At 56.9% G+C, this 24,577-nt stretch carries 21 protein-coding genes and 1 pseudogene; 14 read left to right on the forward strand and 8 right to left on the reverse strand.

From position 1 onward, the window contains the following. Positions 1 to 20: 20 nt before the first annotated feature. A complete protein-coding gene (locus tag ACYZTX_RS05780; protein WP_462033290.1) occupies positions 21 to 941 on the reverse strand; it encodes a LysR family transcriptional regulator in 921 nt (306 codons plus the stop codon). A gap of 229 nt (positions 942 to 1,170) precedes the next feature. On the opposite strand from ACYZTX_RS05780, the gene ACYZTX_RS05785 reads away from it, so the two are divergent. The 6 genes from ACYZTX_RS05785 to ACYZTX_RS05810 all read left to right on the forward strand — a co-directional run bounded on the left by ACYZTX_RS05785 (position 1,171) and on the right by ACYZTX_RS05810 (position 8,934). Beyond that, positions 1,171 to 2,661 carry an aldehyde dehydrogenase gene (locus ACYZTX_RS05785; protein ID WP_462033291.1) on the forward strand — a complete coding sequence of 497 codons (1,491 nt, stop codon included), beginning with the start codon at positions 1,171 to 1,173 and terminating at the stop codon, positions 2,659 to 2,661. Between the two features lie 149 nt (positions 2,662 to 2,810). Continuing rightward, a complete protein-coding gene (locus ACYZTX_RS05790) occupies positions 2,811 to 3,866 on the forward strand; it encodes an ABC transporter substrate-binding protein (protein WP_462033292.1) in 1,056 nt (351 codons plus the stop codon). 101 nt (positions 3,867 to 3,967) lie between these two features. Next, positions 3,968 to 5,413 carry an APC family permease gene (locus tag ACYZTX_RS05795; RefSeq protein ID WP_462033293.1) on the forward strand — a complete coding sequence of 482 codons (1,446 nt, stop codon included), beginning with the start codon at positions 3,968 to 3,970 and terminating at the stop codon, positions 5,411 to 5,413. A 28-nt stretch (positions 5,414 to 5,441) separates the two neighbouring features. Beyond that, positions 5,442 to 6,824: an aspartate aminotransferase family protein gene (locus ACYZTX_RS05800; RefSeq protein WP_462033294.1), complete on the forward strand. Its 1,383-nt coding sequence runs from the start codon at positions 5,442 to 5,444 to the stop codon at positions 6,822 to 6,824. A 343-nt stretch (positions 6,825 to 7,167) separates the two neighbouring features. After that, positions 7,168 to 8,433 (forward strand): flavin-containing monooxygenase, encoded by a 1,266-nt coding sequence (locus tag ACYZTX_RS05805; protein WP_462033295.1) that lies wholly within the window; start codon positions 7,168 to 7,170, stop codon positions 8,431 to 8,433. Positions 8,434 to 8,508: 75 nt separating this feature from the next. Beyond that, positions 8,509 to 8,934, forward strand: a complete 426-nt coding sequence (locus tag ACYZTX_RS05810; RefSeq protein WP_462033296.1) for a RidA family protein — start codon at positions 8,509 to 8,511, stop codon at positions 8,932 to 8,934. Between the two features lie 40 nt (positions 8,935 to 8,974). Here the strand turns inward: ACYZTX_RS05810 and ACYZTX_RS05815 are convergent, their stop codons facing one another. Both ACYZTX_RS05815 and ACYZTX_RS05820 read right to left on the reverse strand, forming a co-directional pair. Next, complete coding sequence (locus tag ACYZTX_RS05815; protein WP_462033297.1) at positions 8,975 to 10,054, reverse strand: endonuclease/exonuclease/phosphatase family protein; 1,080 nt, start codon at positions 10,052 to 10,054, stop codon at positions 8,975 to 8,977. Positions 10,055 to 10,128: 74 nt separating this feature from the next. Next, complete coding sequence (locus tag ACYZTX_RS05820; RefSeq protein ID WP_462033298.1) at positions 10,129 to 10,803, reverse strand: YciC family protein; 675 nt, start codon at positions 10,801 to 10,803, stop codon at positions 10,129 to 10,131. Positions 10,804 to 10,978: 175 nt separating this feature from the next. Here ACYZTX_RS05820 and ACYZTX_RS05825 point away from each other — a divergent pair, with 175 nt between their 5' ends. From ACYZTX_RS05825 to ACYZTX_RS05835, 3 genes are all read left to right on the forward strand, one after another. Further along, positions 10,979 to 11,740 carry a DUF2076 domain-containing protein gene (locus ACYZTX_RS05825; protein ID WP_462033299.1) on the forward strand — a complete coding sequence of 254 codons (762 nt, stop codon included), beginning with the start codon at positions 10,979 to 10,981 and terminating at the stop codon, positions 11,738 to 11,740. Between the two features lie 137 nt (positions 11,741 to 11,877). After that, entirely contained in the window at positions 11,878 to 12,357 is a 480-nt protein-coding gene (locus ACYZTX_RS05830; protein WP_010467410.1) for a LabA-like NYN domain-containing protein, read from the forward strand. Positions 12,358 to 12,379: 22 nt separating this feature from the next. Next, entirely contained in the window at positions 12,380 to 12,991 is a 612-nt protein-coding gene (locus tag ACYZTX_RS05835) for a 3'-5' exonuclease (RefSeq protein WP_462033300.1), read from the forward strand. Positions 12,992 to 13,126: 135 nt separating this feature from the next. Here ACYZTX_RS05835 and ACYZTX_RS05840 read toward each other — a convergent pair whose 3' ends face one another. After that, on the reverse strand, positions 13,127 to 13,579 hold the full coding sequence (locus tag ACYZTX_RS05840) for an Lrp/AsnC family transcriptional regulator (RefSeq protein ID WP_008149219.1): 453 nt from the start codon (positions 13,577 to 13,579) through the stop codon (positions 13,127 to 13,129). 163 nt (positions 13,580 to 13,742) lie between these two features. Between ACYZTX_RS05840 and yedA the strand changes: the two genes are divergently transcribed. Then, positions 13,743 to 14,669: a drug/metabolite exporter YedA gene (yedA, locus tag ACYZTX_RS05845; RefSeq protein WP_462033301.1), complete on the forward strand. Its 927-nt coding sequence runs from the start codon at positions 13,743 to 13,745 to the stop codon at positions 14,667 to 14,669. A gap of 65 nt (positions 14,670 to 14,734) precedes the next feature. After that, a complete protein-coding gene (locus tag ACYZTX_RS05850) occupies positions 14,735 to 16,069 on the forward strand; it encodes a DEAD/DEAH box helicase (RefSeq protein ID WP_462033302.1) in 1,335 nt (444 codons plus the stop codon). 129 nt (positions 16,070 to 16,198) lie between these two features. Here the strand turns inward: ACYZTX_RS05850 and ACYZTX_RS05855 are convergent, their stop codons facing one another. Next, on the reverse strand, positions 16,199 to 17,440 hold the full coding sequence (locus ACYZTX_RS05855) for a TIGR03862 family flavoprotein (protein WP_462033303.1): 1,242 nt from the start codon (positions 17,438 to 17,440) through the stop codon (positions 16,199 to 16,201). 187 nt (positions 17,441 to 17,627) lie between these two features. Further along, positions 17,628 to 18,476 (reverse strand): annotated as a pseudogene (locus ACYZTX_RS05860) (histone deacetylase family protein); the annotation flags it as partial. Positions 18,477 to 18,620: 144 nt separating this feature from the next. On the opposite strand from ACYZTX_RS05860, the gene ACYZTX_RS05865 reads away from it, so the two are divergent. Both ACYZTX_RS05865 and ACYZTX_RS05870 read left to right on the forward strand, forming a co-directional pair. Then, the gene (locus tag ACYZTX_RS05865; protein WP_462033304.1) at positions 18,621 to 18,932 is read left to right on the forward strand and encodes a hypothetical protein; all 312 of its coding nucleotides are present in this window, start codon (positions 18,621 to 18,623) and stop codon (positions 18,930 to 18,932) included. Positions 18,933 to 19,016: 84 nt separating this feature from the next. After that, entirely contained in the window at positions 19,017 to 19,874 is an 858-nt protein-coding gene (locus ACYZTX_RS05870; protein ID WP_462033305.1) for a hypothetical protein, read from the forward strand. Between the two features lie 252 nt (positions 19,875 to 20,126). On the opposite strand, the gene ACYZTX_RS05875 is transcribed toward ACYZTX_RS05870, so the two are convergent. Next, complete coding sequence (locus ACYZTX_RS05875) at positions 20,127 to 20,342, reverse strand: hypothetical protein (protein ID WP_462033306.1); 216 nt, start codon at positions 20,340 to 20,342, stop codon at positions 20,127 to 20,129. A gap of 380 nt (positions 20,343 to 20,722) precedes the next feature. After that, positions 20,723 to 23,299, reverse strand: coding sequence for an HD domain-containing protein (locus ACYZTX_RS05880; RefSeq protein WP_462033307.1), 2,577 nt, complete (start codon positions 23,297 to 23,299; stop codon positions 20,723 to 20,725). 350 nt (positions 23,300 to 23,649) lie between these two features. On the opposite strand from ACYZTX_RS05880, the gene ACYZTX_RS05885 reads away from it, so the two are divergent. Next, the gene (locus ACYZTX_RS05885; RefSeq protein WP_462033308.1) at positions 23,650 to 24,522 is read left to right on the forward strand and encodes a hypothetical protein; all 873 of its coding nucleotides are present in this window, start codon (positions 23,650 to 23,652) and stop codon (positions 24,520 to 24,522) included. The last annotated feature ends 55 nt before the right edge of the window (positions 24,523 to 24,577 follow it).

Here is a 24,577-nt window from a genome sequence, read left to right on the forward strand (position 1 = left end):
CTTCGCGAGCAGGCTCGCTCCTACAGGGTGCTTGCGACTTTCTGGGTCAGCTGTTCGCGGCAGAAATCCACGAACAACTGCGCAGGCTTGGTCAGTTGACTGCGTTTCAGGTGGGCGGACGCCAGGCCGGACAGGGTGACCGGCTCTTTTATGTTCACCGAGATCACCTTCTTGCCATCGTAGGTGCATTCCGAGTGCGGGCGGGTGACCAGGATCGAGAAGCCGAATCCCTGGCCGACCATGCCGCGCACCATCTCTATGGAGGGTGAGCTGAACACGATGTTGGGCGTCAATTCCAGCTCGTGGAACAGGCTGACAAAATAGGTCCGGCTCGGCTGCACATCGAGAAGAATCATCGGCTCGCTGCACAGGTCCCGCAGCGATACCTCTTTCTGGTCGGCGAAGCGGTGGCCTTCAGGCAACAGGACGTAAGGCTTCTGGGGCGGCATCAGCGGCGTGGTCTGGATGGTGCCGTCCAGCCCGTGATCGTAGAGGAAGGCCACGTCGAAAGTGCCTGCGGTCAGGCCTTGCACCAGCTCTTGTTGTTCGCCATCACGAATGCGGATGTCCACGCCCGGGTAAAGCTTGCGAAAGCCGGCGATGAGTTGTGGCAAATATAACGGGGCGACGGTCTCGAAGCAGCCAATGTCGATTTGTCCGGACACCGTGTCGTTATCGGCCAGCGCGTTCTGTTCAAACTCCCTCGCCATTCGCAGCAGCTCTTGCGCCTTGTGGTAGAAGCGCGTGCCGGTGGGCGTCAGCGAAACGCCTTGGGCGTGGTGGCGGATGAACAGCTGGACGTTGAACGACTCCTCCAGACTCTTGATCGCCGTGGAAACGGACGGTTGCGCGATATACAGCTGTCGCGAGGCTTCGGCGACGCTGCCGGCTTCTACCGTTGTGACGAAATACTTGAGTTGCCGCAATGTATAGGAAGCCACACGCACCTCGTTCTGCTCTGTTTTGCGCTGAAAGCCTGGATGGCCGTCGCACAGATTCTTGACTGAACCTTACCCTATGAGGGTTCCGGGCTGGGTAAGCGCTTGCCAAGTTTTTTCTTATACCCCGAGCACATTTTTAATAATTTTCCTCTTCGTACGGTTGACGCACTATCTCTACAACCTCTGATAACAACCCCGACCACCCTGGTGGTCGTAAAGGGAGCGTAGCGTGTTCGACCTCGACTATTGGCAGCAACGAGCTGCCCGGCAAACCTTCTCTGATAAAGCCTTGATCGATGGCCGGCAGGTCGCTGCCGCTTCAGGCGCGACGTTCGATTCGATCAACCCGGCGACCAATCAGTTGCTTGCCCGAGTTGCGGCTTGTGGCGAAGTGGAAGTGGAGCTGGCGGTTCGCAGTGCGCGCCGCGCCTTCAACGAAGGCCCGTGGGCACGGATGGCGCCGGTTGAGCGCAAGCGGGTGATGTTGCGGCTGTCTGAACTGGTTCTGGCCCATCGTGAAGAGCTCGCGTTGCTCGATTCGCTGAACATGGGCAAGCCAGTGATGGATGCCTACAACATCGACGTTCCCGGTGCTGCTCATGTGTTCGCCTGGTATGGCGAGTCGCTGGACAAGCTTTACGATCAGGTCGCTCCCACCGCGTCATCGGCGCTGGCGACCATCACCCGTGAAGCGCTGGGCGTCGTCGCGGCCGTCGTGCCGTGGAACTTCCCCCTCGACATGGCCGCCTGGAAACTTGCCCCGGCCCTGGCGGCCGGCAATAGCGTGGTGCTCAAGCCCGCCGAGCAATCACCGTTCTCTGCGCTGCGTCTGGCCGAGTTGGCGCTGGAGGCCGGTTTGCCACCGGGCGTTCTGAACGTGCTGCCGGGGCTGGGCGAGTCCGCCGGCAAGGCGCTGGGCCTGCATCCCGATGTCGACTGTCTGGTGTTTACCGGCTCCACTCAGGTGGGCAAGTACTTCATGCAGTACGCCGCGCAATCGAACCTCAAGCAGGTCTGGCTTGAGTGTGGCGGCAAGAGCCCGAGCCTGGTGTTCGACGATTGCCGTGATCTTGATCTGGCGGCGGAGAAAGCGGCTTTCGGCATCTTCTTCAATCAGGGCGAGGTGTGTTCAGCCAACTCGCGGCTGTATGTACAGCGTTCGATCAAAGATGAGTTTATCGAGCGTCTTCTGGAAAAAGCCAAAGCCTGGATGCCCGGCGATCCTTTGAATCCTGCAAGCGCCGCGGGCGCCATTGTCGATTCGGCCCAGGCGTCGCGCGTGATGAGCGTTATCGAGCGCGCCCACGAAGACGGAGCCCGACGGCTCACCGGTGGTCGTCGTTTGAGCTTCAACGGTTCCGACAACTTTATCGAACCGACCATTTTTGCCGACGTCGATCATGACTCGCACCTGTCGCGCGAAGAGGTGTTCGGGCCGGTGCTGGCGATTTCCACGTTCGACACCGAAGAGCAAGCGGTACGACTGGCCAACGACAGCATCTATGGGCTGGCGGCTTCGGTGTGGAGCGATGATCTGAATCGCGCGCACCGGGTCGCGCGTGCGCTGAAGGCCGGCACGGTTTCGGTGAACACCGTGGACGCCCTCGATGTCAGCGTGCCGTTCGGCGGTGGCAAGCAATCGGGTTTCGGCCGGGACCTGTCGTTGCACTCGTTCGATAAATACACCCAGTTGAAAACCACCTGGTTTCAATTGCGTTGAGCGTTTCCTGAACCATTACCCGCACGCTAATTGTGTGCGGTTTAAAGAATAAAAAGATGTCATCGCGCGGAGAATTTTCCGTGTACTTGCGGCTGCGTGGCCGTGACTGCCTCAGTAACTAACCACAATTAAAAAGTGAGGGAGCTTTCATGTTCAGATATTCGTCTTCGAGCGTTACAGCAGCGGCTGGTTTAACTGCGCTTCTGGTATGTACGGTGCCGGTTGTTGCGCACGCCGAAAGTCTCACGGTTATTTCGTTCGGTGGTGCCACCAAAGCAGCGCAGGAGGGGGCTTACTTCAAACCCTTTGAACAAAGTGGCGCTGGCAAAGTTGTCGTCGGAGAGTACAGCGGAGAACTTTCCAAGGTGAAAGCCATGGTCGATGTGGGCCAGGTCAGTTGGGACGTTGTCGAAGTTGAAAGCCCTGAACTCTTGCGCGGCTGTGAAGAGGGATTGTTCGAGCGACTGGACCCGGCGCTGATCGGGGATTCAAAAAGCTACTTGCCAGGCGCGGTCAGCGAGTGCGGTGTGGCGAGCTACGTGTGGTCGATGGTGCTCGCCTACAACTCGAACAAGGTGAGCGCGGCGCCAACCTCCTGGGCGGACATGTGGAACTTGCAGCAATTTCCCGGCAAGCGTGGCCTGCGCAAAGGCGCCAAGTACACCCTGGAAGTGGCGCTGCTCGCCGATGGGGTCAAACAGGATGACCTGTACAAAGTACTGGGCACCAAGGAAGGCGTGGATCGGGCGTTTCACAAGCTCGACCAGATCAAGCCTTCGATCCAGTGGTGGGAAGCCGGCGCCCAGCCACCGCAATGGCTCGTGGCCGGTGACGTAGTCATGTCGGCGGCCTACAACGGCCGAATTGCCGTGGCGCAGAAGGAAGGTTCGAAACTGGCCATCTCCTGGAACGGCCACCTCTACGATCCTGATCACTGGGCGATTGTTCGCGGCAGTCCGAACAAGGCGCTGGCCGAGCGTTTCATCGTGTTTGCCAGCCAGGCGAGCGGCCAGAAAGCCTTCTCCAGCCAAATTCCCTACGGCCCGATCCGCAAGGATGTGCTGGCGCAGCTACCGGCCGACACGCTCGCCCAACTGCCCACGGCTCAAGCCAATCTTTCTGAAGGTCAGCTGGTCGATGCCACATTCTGGGTCGATCACGGCGAAGAGCTCGAGGAACGCTTCAACGCTTGGGCGGCCCGCTAAACCGCTGTTGTCACCCATCGCAACTCAAGGATGAGTCGCGATGTTTATCCCTGCCTTCCACTCGGAGGCGATCAACAACAAGAAAACACGGGGAGTTTGTCATGAGTTCAAGTACAACCGCGTCCATCCAGGGACCGTCTGGCGGATTGCGCCGGGTCCTGGGGCTGGGCTCGTTGCTGGCCGTTGCGGTGGGCGTCGTGGTGTCGCAAGGTGTCATGGTGCTGATGCTGCAAGGCGCCGGCATCGCCGGTTTCGGTTTCATCATTCCGCTGGCCATCGCCTATGTGCTGGCAATCACTTACGCCTGGTCGTTTTCCGAGCTGGCCTTGATGATCCCGCGGGCGGGCAGCCTCAGCAGTTACACCGAAGTGGCGATCGGGCATTTCCCGGCGATTCTCGCGACGTTCTCGGGGTACATGGTGGTGGCGATGTTTGCGCTCTCCGCCGAGCTTCTGCTGCTGGACCTGGTGATCAGCAAGGTTTACCCGGATGTCATTCCGCATATGCTGGTGGCCTATGGGGTGCTGGGGCTGTTCACTGTGCTGAACCTGTTCGGGATCGATGTCTTCGCCAAGCTGCAAAACGTGCTGGCGTTGGTGATGGTAGTGATCCTCGTCGCCATGGGCCTGGCGTCGCTGAGTAACGGCCAGGCCAGTCTGCAGTTGCCGCTGGACCAAGGCTGGAACCCGCTGGAGTTCGGCGCGATCACCCTGGTTGCCATGGCCGTCTGGGGCTTTGTCGGGGCTGAGTTCGTCTGTCCGCTGGTGGAAGAAACCCGCAATCCCGAGCGCAATATTCCACGCTCGATGACCATTGGCCTGACGGTGATTTTCGGGGTGATCGCGCTGTACTGCTTTGGCGCGTTGCTGTGCATTCCACGTGAGCAACTGGCGAGCGATGCGTTGCCGCATTACCTGCTGGCCACCACGGTTTTCGGTGAGGCTGGCAAGTTGTTCCTGGTGGTCGCGGCCATTACCGCGACTTGCAGCACAGTGAACTCCTCCTTGGCAGCCTTGCCGCGCATGCTCTACGGCATGGCGCAAAACGGCCAGGCCTTCCCGCAGTTCAAAAAGCTCACGGCACGCGGCCGTACGCCCTGGGTGGCGGTGCTGTTCGTTGCCGCGATCACCGGCCTGCCGATCCTCATTCTGGGGCACGACTCGGCAGCGATCAGCTTGTTGCTGCTGGCCGCCGCACTCGCCTGGCTGCTGGCCTACATCATCGTGCACATCGATGTGATCGCCTTGCGCCGGCGTTATCCCCATCTGGCCCGTCCATTCCGCTCACCGTTTTATCCATGGCCACAGGTCATCGGCATCGTCGGCATGCTGTTTGCGATCTACCACGTGTCGCCAACGCCGGAGATGACCGCCAGCATTTTTGCCTACGCCGGTGTGGTGCTGGGTGTGATATCGGTAATCGCAGTGGTGTGGGTCAAATTCGTGATGCGCAAACCGCTGTTTACGCCGGAGCCACTCATTCAAAACGAATCGCAGGGCAACGATGCGCCGAAGGTGACACCGATCGCCACGGTGTCCGGGAACTGAACCTTTATTCAATTCAGGAGAATAAGAGATGACAACTGACTACAAACCCCAGCGCGACACCAAGGACTATCAAGCGGCCGATGCCGCCCACCACATTCACGCATTCCTCGATCAGAAGGCGTTGAACGAAGAGGGGCCGCGCGTCATCGTCGGTGGCGACCGCCTGCATCTGTGGGACAACGACGGCAATCGCTACCTCGATGGCATGTCCGGTTTGTGGTGCACCAACCTCGGCTATGGGCGCAAGGATCTCGCCGCGGCGGCGACCCGCCAGCTGGAGCAGTTGCCGTACTACAACATGTTCTTTCACACCACTCACCCGGCCGTGGTCGAGCTTTCCGAGCTGCTGTTCAGCCTGCTGCCCAAGCACTACAGCCACGCGATCTACACCAACTCCGGCTCCGAGGCCAACGAGGTGTTGATCCGTACCGTGCGCCGTTACTGGCAGGTTCTCGGCAAGCCGCAGAGGAAGGTCATGATCGGTCGCTGGAACGGATACCACGGCTCTACCTTGGCCGCCAGCGCGATGGGCGGGATGAAGTTCATGCACGAAATGGGTGGTGTGATTCCTGACGTCGCGCACATCGATGAACCGTACTGGTTCGCCCACGAAGGTGATCTGACGCCTGCCGAGTTCGGCCTGCGCGCGGCTCGGCAGTTGGAAGCTAAAATTCTCGAACTGGGCGCGGAGAACGTCGCTGCGTTTATCGCCGAGCCGTTCCAGGGCGCCGGCGGCATGATCTTCCCGCCAGAAAGCTACTGGCCGGAAATCCAGCGAATCTGCCGCAAGTACGACGTGCTGCTGTGTGCTGACGAAGTGATCGGTGGCTTCGGCCGGACCGGTGAATGGTTCGCCCACCAACACTTTGATTTCGAGCCGGACACCCTATCGATCGCCAAGGGCCTGACCTCGGGCTACATCCCAATGGGTGGGCTGATTCTGAGTCGGCGCATGGCCGAAGTGCTGGTCGAGCAGGGCGGTGTGTTTGCCCACGGCCTGACCTATTCCGGTCACCCGGTGGCGGCTGCCGTGGCGATCGCCAACCTCAAGGCGTTGCGCGATGAGGGGGTGGTCACCCAGGTGAAAAGCGACACCGGTCCTTACCTGCAGCAGTGTCTGCGTGAGGTGTTCGGCAATCATCCGCTGGTGGGTGAGATCCAGGGTGTCGGCCTGGTTGCCGCGTTGCAGTTTGCCGAGGACAAGGCGACCCGCAAGCGCTTCGCCAACGAAGGCGACATCTCCTGGCGTTGCCGCACGATTGGCTTTGAGGAAGGCGTGATTATTCGCTCGACGCTTGGACGCATGATCATGGCGCCGGCATTGATCGCGACGCGCGCTGAAATCGACGAACTGGTTGCCAAGACGAAGATTGCTGTTGATAGAACCGCGCAAGAAATTGGCGTGCTTTAAGTAACCATCAGGCTCGCTCCATTAACGGTAGGAGCGAGCCTGCTCGCGATGGTCGTTAACGATAACGCGTATTGCCTGAATAAACGCGGTGCTTTCAAGTACATCGCGAGCAGGCTCGCTCCTACAGTGTTTTCATTTATCCCGAGAGCTCCCGGTGCCAAGTTTAGTTGTTGGTTAGTTTTTTCATGGGCAACAACCACAAAAATCATAATTTCGTTCTTGGCATTCGCTAAGCACAATAAAACTACCCCGTCTGCAAAGTTGTTTACGCGGAATTAATTATTGAAACAGCTGAACTGTCGCGACGTGTCGCGCCATAGTCGCCTCTCTGAAGGACACAAGCATGAATGATAAAAAGATAGAAATAGATACGCTTGTTGTCGGTGCCGGCCAGGCTGGCGTCGCCATGAGCGAGCACCTGAGCAAACTCGGCGTGCCGCACCTCGTCCTGGAGCGTAACCGCATCGCTGAAGCGTGGCGCACCGGGCGTTGGGATTCGCTGGTGGCCAACGGCCCGGTCTGGCATGACCGCTTCCCCGGGCTGGCCTTTGAAGACCTGGAGCCCGACGCCTTCGCTTCAAAAGATCGCGTTGCCGCTTACTTCGAAGCCTATGCCGAGAAATTCGAAGCACCGATTCGTACCGGTGTAGAAGTCAAAAAAATGGTGCGCAACAGTGACCGTCCAGGCTTCACCATCGAAACCTCCGAAGGCGTGATTCAGGCCAATCGTGTGGTGGCGGCGACCGGTCCGTTCCAGCGTCCGGTGATTCCACCAATTGCGCCAACAGACAGCACGATCACGCAGATTCACTCGGCTCAGTACTACAACCCGCAGCAGCTTCCCGAAGGCGCTGTGCTGGTGGTCGGTGCAGGTTCTTCCGGTGTGCAGATTGCCGATGAATTGCAGCGCGCAGGCAAGCAAGTCTATCTGTCGGTCGGTCAGCATGACCGTCCGCCTCGTGCCTATCGCAACCGTGATTTCTGCTGGTGGCTGGGGGTGCTGGGGCTTTGGGATGCCGAAGTGATGGAGCCGGGGCGTGAGCACGTGACCATCGCGGTGAGCGGTGCGCGTGGCGGGCATACCGTCGATTTCCGGGGCCTCGCCCAACAAGGCGTGACGCTGGTGGGGTTGACCCAATCGTTCAACAACGGCGTGGTGACGTTCCAGCAGGATCTGGCGCGCAACATCGCTGCGGGCGACGAGAACTACCTGTCGCTGCTGGATGCGGCGGATGCCTACATTGCGCGCAACGGACTCGACCTTCCGGAAGAGCCCGAAGCCCGGTTCATGCTTCCCGATCCAGATTGCATCACTCACCCGATTCTCGAACTTGATCTGGCCGAGGCGGGCGTCACCTCGATCATTTGGGCAACCGGCTACGCCGTCGATTACAGCTGGCTGCAGGTCGACACCTTCGACGAGAAGGGCAAGCCGCGTCATCAGCGCGGAGTCTCGAACGAGCCGGGCGTCTACTTCGTGGGCCTGCCGTGGCTGTCGCGTCGCGGTTCGAGCTTTATCTGGGGTGTCTGGCACGACGCCAAGCACGTCGCCGGCCACATTGCCACGCAGCGCCAGTACCTCGAATACCGGGACCCGTCGCAGCGTTAAGAATCGACCGCGGGAATGACCGCTGGTCATTCTCGATCCACCGCTTTTTCAATCAAGTTTCAGGGGAGTCAGTTGATGCCTACTCACACGCGAATTCGCATGTTCAATACCCAAGACACGTACCCCAATCAGTCACTGGACAATGATCTTTGCCAGGCCGTACGCACTGGCAACACGGTGTATGTACGCGGCCAGATCGGCACCGATTTCGAGGGCAACCTGGTGGGCCTTGGCGATCCGGGCGCCCAGGCCGAACAGGCGATGAAAAACGTCAAACAGCTTCTGGAGGAGGCGGGGAGCGATCTGTCGCATATCGTCAAAACCACCACTTACATCATCGACCCGCGTTACCGCGAGCCGGTTTATCAAGTGGTGGGCAAATGGCTGAAGGGCGTTTTCCCGATCTCGACGGGGTTGGTCATTTCCGGACTCGGTCAACCGCAGTGGCTGATGGAAATCGATGTGATCGCGGTTATTCCTGATGACTGGCAGCAGAACTGATACTGGGTTTGACACGATCTTTGTGGGAGCGAGGCAGTCGTTAAGGCGCGGCGGGTAGCAGGAACCGCGCTATCACCGGCAAGTGATCGGAGATGCGCAACGTATCGTCCTGCCTCACCATCGCCTCGACCCGTTTGATGCGTGGGCTGTAAAACAGATAGTCGACGGTGCGGTCCGGGCCGCTCAGGCTCGGATCGTTCGGGTAATGGGTCAGCCAGCGTGCGCGGTCGATCCCGCTGGCCTCATTGTTGTTGGGGATCATCGCGTATTTGTCCCACAGCACGTGCAACGCGCTGTCAGCGGAGTAGGGCGAGCGTTGCTCGGCGGGCAAGCGTTGATACTGCCCCAATGGCAACAGATTGAAGTCGCCGCCGATCAGCCATGGCGTACCGCGGCTTTCGAACTTGTCGAGGACTTTGGCCACGGTCGACACCTGCGCTTGCAACGTGTCGTCGGGTTGCGCGGCGCGGTCCAGATGGGTATTGAGCAGCGCTACCTGACTGCCGTCGCTCAATGGCAGGTAGGCAACGAGAATGGCGTTTTTCGGCTGGAACTGGCGACTGATCAGGTTGGCCGGCGCCACCGGCAATTGCAGGCGCTGGGCATGGTCGATCTGGTAGCGGCTCAGGGTTGCCAGTTGCCGGCCGACGCTGCCGAAGATGTGGGGATCAGGGACAAAGTCAGCCTTAAAGTCGAACGCGCTGGTGCTGCACGGATAAAGGTCCGCGACCCGCTCCTGCAGCAGCTTGAACTGGCGTTGGTAATCACTGGCCTTGGCGCCGTCATCGAGCTCCTGCAACAGCACGACGTCCGGTTGCTCGTCGCGGATCACCCGCGCTACTTCATCGAGGCTGAAGGCCATGTCATCGGGCGTGGGTTTTTCGTCATTGCCGGCCGCCAGGTCATTCCAGAATACGTAGCGTTTTCCCGCCAGGTACTGGACGTTCCAGGTCATCACCTTCAGCGCCTGACCGGGCACCAGCGTCGGTGCCTGGGCATTGCAACTGACCGGTAAGGCTTCCTTGGCTTCGGGGCGCCAAGTCAGGTTGTAGAGCAGCAAGGCCATCAGGCCGGTCATGATCAACAGGCCCAGCAGGGTGTAGCGCAGTAGACGGGTCATGGCTCGGCTTATAGCGTTACAAAAGTTGAACCGAGCATAACCGACAGACGGGCTTAAGCCCACGGGTAGAGCGGTCAGAGGGGCCCGTCAATTTTCTCGGGCACTTCGCTGATCAGCATGAACAAGCGGAACAACACCACGCTAACGAACAGTTGCAGGAAGCTCTGGGCGCTGTCGATCAGCAACGAAATCACCGGGTTCTGCGGCTCGGGGTAGACCGCCAGCGTCGCACCCTTGAGCAGCCACAACGGGCCCATCACACACAGAATGCACACCAGAATGCGCAGGAAGTTGCCGCGGGTCAGACGCAGGCTTTCCTTCATCGCCGCCAGCGGGGCGAGGCCACGCAGCACCAGCAGGTACTCGCCAAACGCCAGGGTCACCATCAGCCAGATACCCGGCAGGAAATACAGCGACAGGCCGAGCAGAATCAGCAGGGTATTGAGGGCGGTGAGCAGGGCGAAGCGTGGCCACAGGGTCGCGGACATCGCCAGCAGGTCGCGATTGCGCGGCGATTCGCCACGGCTGCGGGCATCGAGAAACAGGATCAGTGCGCCGGTGTACAGCGGGTAGACCAGCAAGCCGACGATCACGCTGATGCCGGGAAAACTGTCCGGCTCGGTGGAGTGGTCGACCACGAGTTGTAACAACGCCTCGAAGATCACCAGCGGCAGGCACAGCCGAACGATCTGGCCCAGATTGCGTTTGAAGAAATACAGAGAGTCACGCAGCACATCTAACGAATTCATCAGTCGGTATCGCAGGTTGGAAGCAGTGGCCCACTTTAACCGATGAAGCGCTTTTGGGCGCAAACGTAAACGTTCGGTAAAGACCATTGAAACATCCTGCATCAAGCTCCATTAGAGGGGTGTCCCTTATCCACAGTGGATAGGGCAGAAATTCCCGGCAATCTACGAGGTCGCCATGAACAGCGAAGAACAAACCCTGATCGATGGACTGTTTTCCCGGCTGCAACAGGCCGAAACGGACTCAGCCCCGCGCGACGCCCAGGCCGAGGCGCGGATCAAGGAACACCTGACTCGCCAGCCAGCGGCAGGCTATTTCATGACCCAGGCGATTCTGGTGCAAGAGGCTGCCATCAAGAGCCTCGACGAACAGAACAAGCAGCTCGCCCAGCAAGTCCAGCAATTGCAGGCCGAACTGCAGCAGGCCAAAGCTCAGCCGGCTGCTCCGGCAACCAGCGGCGGCGGTTTTCTATCGAGCATATTCGGTGGCGGTTCCCGTGATTCGCTACCCGCGCCAACCCCAAACCCACCCGCATCGAGCGGTGGCGGCTGGCGTGAACCGGCGCGGCCGTCGTTCAACTCGCAGCCGCCACAACAGAACTTCGGTGCAGCGCCTCCTCAGCAGAATTACGGCCAGCAACAGCCTGCCGGCAGTGGTTTCCTCGGTAGTGCGCTGAAAACCGCCGCCGGTGTGGCCGGTGGCGTGATGCTGGCGCAAGGCATCAGCAGCCTGTTCAACCACAATCAGCAGCCGGAAGTTGCTGAAGTCATCAAGGAAGAACCGGCTCAGGTCAACGATCAGAGCGACAGCGGCAATGGTTGGGGCGATGACCCGCGCGTGGCTGACAACAACGCCAGCGATCAGGGCGGCTTTACCGACGCCGACTACAGCGATGACAGCTCATCGTTCTTCGGCGGCGACGACGATTCCTTCGTCTGATAAGCCATTCGTCCGGAGCGCTCTGGCGCTCCGGGCCGATTTTTCGCGGAACAATCCTTCAGGCTGGCATACTGGGCAACTTTTCGGGCCTGGTGCCTGATCCTGCCTGCGCTGCGGCGCGTTAATGAGGATGACCGGTGAAAAAAATCGCAGTGTTCGCCGATGTCCAGAACCTCTATTACACCGTGCGTCAGGCTTATGGTTGCCACTTCAACTATGCCGCACTGTGGGCTGATATCAGCAAACAGGGCGAGATCGTCGAGGCCTATGCCTACGCGATCGATCGCGGCGACAGCAAACAGCAGCAATTCCAGCAGATCCTGCGCAACCTCGGTTTCATCGTGAAGCTCAAGCCTTACATCCAGCGCAGCGATGGCTCGGCCAAGGGCGACTGGGACGTGGGCATCACCCTCGATATCATGGACGCCGCCGATCATGTCGACGAAGTGGTGCTGGCCTCCGGTGACGGTGATTTCGACATGCTGCTGGAGCGCATCATCACGAAGCACGGGGTGCAAGCAGTGGCCTACGGCGTGCCGGGCCTGACGGCCAACTCGCTGATCCGCGCCGCCAGCCGCTACGTGCCGATCGAAGGCGCATTGCTGCTCAAGAATTGATTTTTACGGAGTTGAAACAGGTTTGGAACGCATAGCAGTCATCGACTTTGAAACCACCGGGATCTCCCCGAGCAGCAACTGCCGGGCCACGGAAATTGCCGTGGTGATCCTTGAACAGGGGCGCATCGTCGAGCGTTACCAAAGCCTGATGAATGCCGGTGTGCGCGTCCCGGCCTTCATCGAACAACTCACCGGCATCAGCAACGCCATGCTGCGCACCGCGCCGTCGGCCGAGCAGGTGATGAACGAAGTCAACGAGTTCGTCGGCATCACACCGCTGCTGGCGCACAACGCCGCGTTCGACCAGAAGTTCTGGGACTTTGAACTCGGCCGCATCAAGCGCACACGCTTGCAGAACTTTGCCTGCTCGCTGCTACTCGCCCGCCGTTTGATGCCCGCCGCGCCGAACCACAAACTCGGCACCCTCACCACGTTCGCCAGCCTGCCCAACACCGGCAAGGCTCACCGGGCCATGGCCGATGCCGAGATGGCGGCCAACCTGACGGCGCATTTGGCCCAGGAACTGCGGCAGAAGCACGGGTTGCGCGAGTTGTCGCATGATTTGCTGGTCAGCTTGCAGAAAGTGCCGGCGGCGAAGATCAATGAGCATCTCAAGCGCCATCGCGGGTTTTGACAGAAACACCGCAAATCCCCTGACCCCCTGTAGGAGCTGTCGAGTGAAACGAGGCTGCGATCTTTTGATCTTGATCCTTAAAGTCAGAGTCAAAAGATCGCAGCCTCGTTTCACTCGACAGCTCCTACAGGAGAGTTATTTGCCATTCCCTTCCAGTTGCCCCAACGGCACTCGCTTCTCGATGGCGCTCGACAACACGATCGACGTCTTGCTGAACCCGAATTTGGCAATCCGGTTAATCAACTCTTCCAGCTCCGGCATCGAACCCACTGCCGCTTGCATGATCACGCACGGATCACCCGTCACCCGATGGCATTCGGTCAGTTGTGGGATTTTGATCAGGTCGTCGTAGGCCTTCTGGTTGCCGTGCTGGTTCAGGCGCAGTTCGATCACGCACTGGATCGGCAATCCAAGCTTGGCCATGTCGACTTTCGCCTGGTACCCGGTGATCACCCCGCAGGCTTCGAGTTTGGCCACGCGCTCAGCCACGGCCGGGGCGGACAGGTTCACTTTGCGCGCCAGGTCGGCGTAGGACGCACGACCGTTTTCCAGCAGGGCGCTGAGGAGCATGCGGTCGTATTTATCCATCGTGGTATTCCTGCACAATGACTGACTTTCGAAAACACGGGTTATAACGGCAATCTCCGTGTTTTGAAAAGTGTACCGGCGCTATAAACAGGTTTTGTAACTTATTTTACGCCGCTGGCCTTTCTAGAATAGCTGTTCACTTGTCTTGCCTACGAGCCGCCCCATGCCTGGCCTACGCCGTTTTCCCTTGCCGTTGATCGCCGCCTTTTTTGCGTTGTACGTGATTTGGGGCTCGACCTACCTGGTGATTCGCATCGGCGTGGAGTACTGGCCGCCGTTGCTGCTCGCCGGTATTCGTTTCGTGATCGCCGGGACGTTGATGTACGCGTTCCTGCGTTGGCGCGGGGCACCGGCACCGACCTGGCCGCAGTGGAAAGCGGCGGGGATCATCGGGATTTTGTTGCTCGCTTGCGGTAACGGCGGGGTCAGTGTCGCCGAACACATGGGCGTCGCTTCTGGCGTTGCCGCGCTGGCGGTGGCGACAGTGCCGCTGTTTACCTTGCTCTGCGGATATTTCTGGGGTGCGCGTAATACCCGTCTCGAATGGGCCGGGATTATGCTCGGGCTGATCGGCATTGCCATGCTCAACCTCGGCTCCAACTTGCAATCGAGCCCGCTGGGCGCCGCATTGCTGATATTCGCAGCAGCTTCCTGGGCCTTCGGTTCGGTGTGGAGCAAACACTTGCCGTTGCCCCAGGGCGCGATGGCCAGTGCCGTGGAAATGCTGGTGGGCGGCGTGGCGCTGCTGATCGGCAGTGCGTTGAGCGGTGAGCATCTGGAACGCATGCCGCCAATTGAAGGTTGGGCGGCGCTGGCCTACCTGACCTTCTTCGGTTCGATCATCGCCTTCAATGCTTATATGTACCTGTTGAAAAACGTGCGTCCGGCAGCGGCCACCAGTTATGCCTACGTCAACCCGGCGGTGGCGGTGTTGCTGGGGATCGTGTTTGTAGGCGAGACCATTGGTATCGAGGAAGCGCTGGCCATGTTGGTGATCATCAGTGCGGTGGTATTGATCGGATTGCCGCAATGGCGTCGAGCTCCCGTTCAACCTGCCGTAGCGGTGCCGACAGAATCCCGTGTGAATTAGGGTAAACTGCGCGCCATTGCATACTCGCTTTGCACACCCGCGCTGAATTTTCCTACGGTAATCCCATGACTTTCGCCACCCTTGGCCTGATCGAACCCTTGCTGCGCTCTCTCGAGACGCTCGGCTACCAGACCCCGACGCCGGTTCAGGCGCAAGCCATTCCGGCGGTGCTGGCCGGTCGCGACCTGATGGCTGCGGCCCAGACCGGCACCGGCAAGACCGCCGGTTTCGCGCTGCCGCTGCTGCAGTTGCTGGCCATGGAAGGGCCGAAAGTTGCCTCCAACTCAGTCCGCGCCCTGATCCTGGTGCCGACCCGCGAATTGGCGGAACAGGTTCACGAAGCCGTGCGTCAGTACGCCGAGAACCTGCCGTTGAGCACTTACGCGGTGTACGGCGGCGTCAGCATCAACCCGCAGATGATGAAGCTGCGCAAAGGTGTCGACGTGCTGGTGGCGACCCCGGGTCGTTTGCTCGACCTGTATCGCCAGAAGGCCCTCAAGTTCAATCAGCTGCAAACCCTGATTCTTGACGAAGCCGATCGCATGCTCGACCTGGGTTTTTCCGAGGAGCTGGGTAATATTTACCGCGTGCTGCCGAAGCAACGTCAGACGCTGTTGTTTTCCGCGACCTTTTCCGACGCCATCCGTTTGCTGGCCGGGCAAATGCTCAACGATCCGCTGAGCATCGAAGTCAGCCCGCGCAACGTCGCCGCCAGCACCGTCAAGCAATGGGTTGTGGTGGTGGACAAGAAGCGCAAGCCGGAGCTGTTCATTCACTTGCTGCGCAAGGGCAAGTGGAAACAGGTGTTGGTGTTCGCCAAGACCCGCAATGGCGTGGACGCGCTGGTGGAAAAACTCCAGGGCCTGGGCATCAATGCCGACGGCATCCACGGCGACAAACCGCAGGCGACCCGTCAGCGTGCCCTGGATCGTTTCAAGGCCAGTGAAGTGCAGATTCTTGTGGCCACCGACGTCGCGGCCCGTGGCCTGGATATCGAAGATTTGCCATTGGTGGTCAACTTCGACCTGCCGATCGTGGCTGAGGACTACATCCACCGGATCGGTCGTACCGGTCGCGCGGGTGCTACCGGGCAGGCTATTTCGCTGGTCTGTGCCGATGAAGTGAATCTACTGTCGGCCATCGAGACGTTGACCCGTCAGACATTGCCTCGCCAGATGGAGCATGACTTCGAGCCTGAGCACCGGGTGCCGGACACCGATGCCAGCGGTCAGGTGGTCAAGAAACCGAAAAAACCGAAGAAGCCGAAGACGTCTGGTGGCGGCAAACGCAATCTGGGTAAGTGGGTCGAGAGTGGTGATGCTTCGGCGCCGGAACCTTCGATCAAGCCTGTGCGCAAGGTGCCAGTGTTTAATACTGGGCCGCGCAAGAAGAAACCTTAAAATGTGCGTCGTTAGTTAAGCCGCCTTCGCGAGCAGGCTCGCTCCCACATTTTGACCGTATTCTCATGAAGGAACTCGGTCACCTGTGGGAGCGAGCCTGCTCGCGAAGGAAGGGCGCACCTCGGTTCTTCAGTCCTTGCGCTTCAACCACTCCACCATCCCCAATCCCGCCGCTCTACCACTGGCGAAACACGCTGTCAGCAAATACCCCCCCGTCGGCGCTTCCCAATCCAGCATTTCCCCCGCGCAGAAAACGCCAGGCAGTGGCTTGAGCATCAATCGTTCATCCATCGATTCGAACATCACGCCGCCGGCGCTGCTGATGGCTTCATCCAGCGGACGGGTTTTCACCAACGTCAATGGCAACGCCTTGATCGCCTTGGCCAGCAGCACCGGCTCTGCAAAGCATTCGGCCGGCGTGAGTTCGCGCAGCAACGCCGCTTTCACGCCATCGATCCCGAGCTGGCTGTGCAGATGTTTCGACATGGAACGAGACCCGCGCGGCTTATTCAACGCAGCCTGCACTTTATCCACAGGCCTGCCCGGCAACAGGTCGAGGTGAAGGGTCGCCGAGCCGTGCTGATTGATGGCTTCGCGGATCGGCGCCGACAAGGCGTAGATCAAACTGCCTTCAATCCCGGTCGCCGTGATCACACATTCACCGAGCCGTGGGACGTCGTCATTGAGGCCAATGGCGATGTTTTTCAGCGGTGCGCCGGCGAATTTGCTGACCATCAACTCGCTCCAGGCCTGCACCTCGAAGCCGCAATTACTCGGTTGCAGCGGCGTTAGTCCTACGCCGTGTTGTTCCAATGGCAGCATCCAGGCGCCATCCGAGCCGAGGCGCGACCAGCTGCCGCCGCCGAGGGCCAACAAGGTTGCGTCGGGTCGAACGGTTTTTTCGCCGTCGGGGCTATCAATGCGCAAACCACCGCTGTCATCCCAACCAAGCCAGCGGTGGCGGGTGTGGATAACTACGCCTGCGTCTCGCAGACGTTTGAGCCAGGCGCGTAACAGCGGGGCGGCTTTCATGTCTGTAGGAAAAACCCGGCCGGAGCTGCCGACAAAGGTTTCGATGCCCAGGTCATGAATCCATTGGCACAAGGCTTCGGCCCCGAAACCCCGCAGCAACGGCGCAATCTGCGGCACGCGTTCGGCGTAGCGCGAGAGAAATGCCGGGTAGGCTTCGGAATGGGTGATGTTCATGCCACCCACACCGGCCAGCAGGAATTTTCGCCCAACTGAAGGCATACCGTCGTACAGATCAACCTTGATCCCGGCCTGGCTCAGCACTTCAGCCGCCATCAAACCGGCTGGGCCGCCGCCGATGATGGCAACGTGAGAAGAGGAGGAGGGCGAGGGCTGGGTCATGGCTAGAGCTGCGGCGTGGCGGAATAAGCCGCGCATTCTACCAGCACGAATCATTGTGGTAGTTGTTGAAGAAGCTGATCAAAAAACAACCACCCCTTTGCAGGCTATAGGCAGCATGGCCTGCAGGACCTTTCACTCAGGTTATCCACAGGCAGTTCCACAGGCATTGTGAGTAAAGACCCATACCTCAATGACAACCTGATGACTGCCAGACCCGTTGCGCGCTGTGATGGAGGATTCCATGACGGCGCGCCAACGCCTTGCGGTCCTTGCTGTAGCCGCCGCCGATCACACCGACCACCGGAATATCGCGGCCCAGGCAATGACGCATCACACGTTCATCGCGAGCGGCGACGCCTTCGTCTGTCAGCTTCAGGTAACCGAGCGCGTCATCTTTATGCACATCGACGCCGGCGTCGTACAGCACCAGGTCAGGTTGGTAGAGCGGCAGCAAATAGTTGAGCGCGTCGTCCACCACCTTTAAGTAATCGGCATCGCCCATCCCCATGGGCAGTGGAATGTCCCAGTCACTTTCGGCTTTGCGTGCAGGGAAATTCTTTTCGCAGTGCAGGGAAACGGTCACCGCGTCCGGGGTGTTGTGCAGAATCCGTGCAGTCCCGTCGCCCTGATGCACATCGCAGTCGAAGATCAGCACTCGATTCACACGGCCGCTTTCCAGCAAGAAATGGCTGATCACTGCCAGGTCATTGAAGATGCAGAACCCGGCAGGATGGTCGTAGTGAGCATGATGGGTGCCGCCCGCCAAGTGGCAGGCCAAGCCATGTTCCAGCGCCTGCTCGGCGGCCAGAAGCGAGCCGCCGACTGCCCGCACCGTGCGCCGGGCCAACGCTTCGCTCCACGGCAGGCCGAGGCGCCGCTGGTCTTCGCGGGACAATTCGCCGCCCATGTAGCGTTCGATATACGCAGAGTCATGAGCGAGGGCGAGAATCTCTGGCGGGCAGAGGTCGGGGCGCAGCAGGTCGGCGTCCCGGGTCAGGCCACTGTCCACCAGGTGATCGCGCAGCAGGCAGAATTTCATCTTATACAGTGGAAGTGATGTGTGTCCTTTGTCGCTGATTCGTTCGATCTGAGTCCCCGGTTTGCCACCCATCACCCACAGATTGAACTGCATCACCTATCGGGATACTGTTTGTATATACAGTTATTGGTGTGCGGTGTGATGAAAGACGACTTGATCAATGACAGCGGGTTTGAATTGGGATTGCCCACCCGCGAAGAGATGCTGAAGCACCAGTGTGATCTGCTGTGCTCTGAATTGGACATCACGCGGCGAGACCTTCGGCAGGCTCACAAGAACCTTGCCGGAATGATCTGCATGTGGCGCGACTGTTCCAAGGAGCTGGCAGCATTGAAGCTGGAACATGAGCGTCTGCGATGGACGTTAAGCGATATGTATCGAAGGGAGTCGGAGCGAGAGACGGCGAAGATGGGCTACGCTTACGGCGACTACTCGAAACGAGAAAAACGCTAAGCCCAAGACGAACGAGTGACTTGGTGGCAGTACTGCACCCGGTCAACTCTTCTCCCTAATGGAACAAGTGCAAGGAGCGATGAAATGTCTGACCACTTTCTAACAGAGGAATTTGCGACTCTCACAACCAATATCAGCAAGCTGATTCAGTACAAACGTCACGCGGAGCGAATATTCACAGAGCAACATCAAAAGATTCAAGAAACTCACGACAAACTTCCTGAGTGGTCCATCAACAAACAGGATGGACATCCTTTTCACTTATTCTATCGCTCCCCATCATCCGGTGTTGACATTACAATCAGCTCAGCACGACAAAAGCTGGAAGATGAGTTAGAAATTAACACTCTTCTACGACTGAAAACATATCAATGGCTACTTGTAGACGCGTACGAAGCGTTCGAAGTTTTCCTAGTCAACGCGTATGCCCATTGCGGACGTACAGGAACAGGTATCTGGGAGAAACCAAGTAATTGGAAGTACCGGACAGGCTCTATGGATATTAACCACTATAAGGTTGGGTATAAGCCATTCACTCAGCTTGAGGCGTTCCGAAAAAACTCTGCTCACTTTGCACAATATGAAACCAATAGCCCAACCGGCACTAATTACAAAGTGGTTTTTGCGTTAATAGAGAAGTTTCGACAGTGCACTGTTCACTACGGCGGCTATTCTAAAAACCTGAACCAGTTGACAAGCAATGTCCAAGACTCCTTGAAAGATGAAGACAGAGATGCTGTCGGGGAATACGTGAATTCGCACTTTATTCAACACGGAAAGTACAACCTAATTGACATTTTTGAAGCGCCGGCATTCGATGAAGACGGAACGCCAAACGGAAACCATCAAGACTTCGCGTCCTATTACCTCACCGTGCTAGTTGAGTATGCACAGCTAATAACGGAGAGCATCGAAGCCTATCCAGCACCAATAAATAGTTAGAGTAGCTACCGATAGGATTCAGGCCCTCACCAATTTTTCGGGCCTCGAAACAAACAGGCCGGGGCCTCTTTCCACAGACTTCAAATCCGCTGCGTCAGAACAAGTGCAACTCTTCAGACGATCTAGATTCACGCTGGAAAATATAATGATGGGGCTCACCCGGCGTGACGTACTGCATCCAGCGAAGACGGGCACTGTCCACACCGGGCGAGCGGGACAGATTGTAGGTTGCTACTCTCTGGCTGTCATTGATTAAAGACGTAATCGCATGATTGCGTCAGCGATCGCTTGTCCATTCGTATCCAGCGTTTCCATGGCAACCATGGCGTTAGCGGCGACAATCCCGACACCGTTCTCTGAGAGCCACTTTGTAACTTCTTCAATGGCCGCAGCTAAGGCGTGCTGGTTGTAAAGAAGCAGCGTCAAAGCATCCGCCGTTGCGATCTTGCTTTCTGGGCTATCTGACATGGCTATCGTCCTTGAGTGATATTGCGGGAAGCCTAGTTCATCTCACCGCTGGCTGGGGCTGGGTAAGTAATTGCTCAGGCCTACCCAATTGTCTGCATTCGACATGAACAGTCCTTTGAGCTGGATTTGACCAGCACTCTTCGTGGTTATGACCGGCAGAAGGCGACCCATAGCGGCCCTTTGCGGAGGGCCGCTACCGGCCAATGCGGTCGTTCAGATGAATCTATTTCACTCGGGTGATCTACGCTTTTTAACCAGTGCGCTGACCATACTAAATCAGCAACTAAAAACTTCTAAAATGGAAGTTTAAGGCTTGCTAGACTCATCGGGTAGTAGGCTCGGGGCACCTTTATTTTAATAGGTGGCTCTAGCTTGTTCGCTCAAGTTGAGAGCTCGTTGCGCTTGTATACCGTGCAATCCCTGAATATCGGTACCGACATAACTTCCGCTACTTTTGCATCAAATGTCTGGATGTCATATTTAGACCAGACCGAATCGACGAGTTCGTGTATATAAGCCATGATCGAACAACTCTCACGATCCGGGCCAGATTGAACTAAGTCGTCAGGCCAAAGAGCCGAGGCAAAATCTTCAATTTCTAGGACATCGGCCATGGATTCGTAGTGGGTGTAAAAATCCCTAGACACAATGTCATCGTCATCATCATGTTCAATGGCTCCATCATGAACTATTAATATGTCAGACTCTTCTAGAAACTTTTTTATATCACTATAGTAAACAGCGATCCCCATTAATTTTCCAAGTAGCAGATTTTCTGGCCCGGATCCAAAGTGGGCCAGCAGACTGCTGGAGGAAATATTGATTGCTTTAGAGTCGAACAGTATTTTGGCCTGCTCTTGCGCCCACTCTTGCAAGTCGCTAGTGTCCATGATGGGAGTTGCCGATCTTCTAGCCAAGTCGTCTTGCTGGTGAGCAATCACTACTCCCATAATGTCATTGACGGCACCTGCACGAATGCCATTTATGACTCCGACCCCGACGGAAGCGTCTGATAAATAGCGGTAGCTATCATAAAGCGCAAAACGTCCAAGAATATTTTCAGAGCTGTCTTTTAAAATGGTCATATTTGACCACGGACCGACTTTTCCCATTTTTAATACTTTGGGGTGTTTAAAATAAGCGGGCGATATTCGCTTCGCGAATTCATATGGTTCCAAATCAAGCCAGTCGTTTGCTTGTATTGTTCTCTTTCTCTCGCTGGCGTGTTCTTTTGTATAAAAATTAATATCGAGTGTCGGCGTAAGTTTTCCGCAGACCTCGGACAAGTTAAGTAGAACACTACCTTGATCTGATGTCTGGCCTGTATATCGGAGCTTATTAAGCGTATCACCTTCAAGCATTACCGAAATTCGAGTGCCAGGACGTTTCAAGCGTTCACTATCGGTTGGTGGACGAAGGATTGGTCGTTGATTAGGGCCTTTGTTGAATTCAAGCACCCACTGAGAACCCTCATTTTCTTTCTGCTCAATCCGGCGGGTCACGATTTTTATGTGGTTGCCTAGCATGAAAACTGAGAAGAACCCTATACCAAATTGTCCCGTTGCCTGAAAACCTGTCGCCAGCAAATTACTCCACTCTCCATCCAAGTCGTTACTGCGCCATAGCGACTTCCCAAAATCCAATAGAACATCCGTTAGGACGTATCTGCTCATACCTAACCCGGTGTCAGAAATATGTAACCAGTCACCGGAGGAAGTTTGTTCATGAGCAACTTCTATTTCTCCTTCTTCATCTCCAAGTCCACCGAGCTTCCTGCATGCGCGGATCGCGTCGACAGAATTTTGCAATAACTCCTTGAGTGCGACAGAAGGGTCGGGGCCGTATAGTTTTTCCCCACCGAACCGCCTAACTGTCTCTTGAATGTTTGTGATTTTAATGCTTGCATCGATAGGGTGCCATCCCTCCACGGGCACAACTTTTGAGAAGTCTTCGGGAGTGTGGGAGTGGGCGACTGCATTGACGGCTAGACGAGGTCTACGAAAATCCATTAATAGTCTATCGGCAGCTTTTAGTTCGTTGTCAATCATGCGGGCAGTGTCATAAGCTAACCACCATGATTCCTGCTCGTTAATTGGAAAGCTCGAGCCACTTATGCAAAGTTCCTTTCGACTTGCATCAGGATCACGCGTTGGCTTGTTGATCCTAGATTGAAAGTCCCAATGCAGCTTTGAAATTCCCTGTGGGTTAATCAATGCTTGTAGGAATCTAGGTGCCCGCTCCGAGTCGACGTGAGCAGCGTCGGCAGTCCGTAGAAGAATCGCAACTTTTAGAACGTCAACTCCCCATGGTGCGGGATGGATGCAGGTAGGCGGTGTTATTTTGTACTGATTGAGGCGTTCTAACTGGTGGGGATACAACCAATGACTTTCGGCGACAATACCGATTGCCTCCGCGTAGGCTCTGCGGAGCTCCTCGTTCGGAAGCAGGTACATAGGCTCCTGATCATTTGGGGCTTTCCAACTTTGCCGCGCTAGCACTCGAGCTTGAGTTGGATGAAGAGCTCGTAAGACGTCGAACAGTATATTCTGGAATTGTTCCGTCCCGCGCAGAACGTCTTCCGGATTGACACCCTGTTTTATGCAGGAGGTGATCCACTGGGGTAAATTTACTATTTCAGTAACTCCGCCAGGAAAGGCAGCGATACAGTGGGCAGAATCATGCAACAGAAATGCCCCTCCAAGCAAAAAAGCTTCGGCTGCATTGAGGTCATACTTAGGACCTGCAATCTCCGAGGCTGTCCACCAGAGCGCATCTATATGAGTTACGTCATGGACTGTTAAAGCCGGCATGTCTTTTTGAATTTGTGCGACTAACTTGGATACTCGTTCACGAAATTCGTGAAGAGCATTCGATAGGAATAATCTTCTTTCATCATAATTATCGCCGCGAGGTCCAAAAGCCTCTATCCATAAAGGGGCACTGCGGTAATCTTTCATTCTAAAGCCGATTCCTATTTAACTTTGGTTGGGTGGCTGGTCTAGGAGTTCTTTCACTCTACCTCCTGGGTCGCCGTAGACGGTTCGACCGTTGGGTTAACCGTGGGCTGTATGAAGCCTATAGCCATTACCCTCTCTATTAAAGTAAAACTGACGTCCCCCTACTGATTAGGCGCTATGCCTCAACAGACCCTAGCTTCGTAGGTGAAACAACCGGCTGGCTTGGGTCGTTTCGTGCCTGTCGCGAAGGGCCGCTTATGGCCGTTTGCTGCCTGTTACGAATGGCAGCCACAACCCAAAGCAGCCAGTCATGGAGCAGGTTAAACTGACGGCAACCAGAGGAGAAAAGTATGTCCCAGCAAGATGACCCTATTACAGCAGTCCTACAGGCTGACCAGGAGGAACTACATCACTCGCAGAGGGACTACGAAAATGTACGGAAATCATCGGAATATCAAAAATCTCTAGCGTACCTTCGCTGCTCGATCGAGGGGCTGCATAAAACATTTCAGATCTGTGAATTTGCTGCTACTCGATGGCCTGTGTATGCAGAGCGCTATCTTTTTCCAAGGCATAAAGACGATATCGGTGAGGCAGCCGTAGCCGCTCAGCTGGCGATAGAGAATGGCGCTTTGAATACGGCACGACGTGAGCTGAGATATATGCTTGAGGTGGCCGTAAATACAGCTTTTGTTGACGAAGTCGCCTCAGACGGCGATGTGGAAGCACGACTTGCTTTTTTCAAAGGGAAAGGGGTTAAAAAGCAGAACGTCGACCATATTCGCGATCTACCCCTTCGTATGCTTGCGGATAAACGCGAAAAATTCGTAGATGCAACCCGGCTTGCTTGGGTGAATTCGTCCAACTACGTCCATTTAACCAAAAGACGTATTGATGAAAAGGTCAAGCTGAGAGCTGAAGGCGTACGCCTTGGTTTTGAGACTGCAGAGATGCTAGCTGCGGTTGTTCAGGAGGTACATGATGCCTGTAGCATTGTCGTGGTCCTAGCCTTCGAAACCATTGGCCCCAACTTCACTGGAGACATTCTCGTTACCGGGGGGCTCGATAATGACAACGCTTGGCCTTTTCAGAATAACGAGTTTATCGCAGCCGTTGATAGTTACTTCGACTACAAGCAGGAGCGCCAAGCTGGACTAGAGACGCATGTTACCCGTCGGGAGCGCAGAGTCAGCAGCGGTGCATATCAGCTAAGCGACACGTGACAATGACAATCCCCCCGCAAGAGTCATCGTTCGATGGCTCAATATTTTCTTAAGT

This window comes from Pseudomonas sp. MDT1-17, from assembly GCF_054898105.1.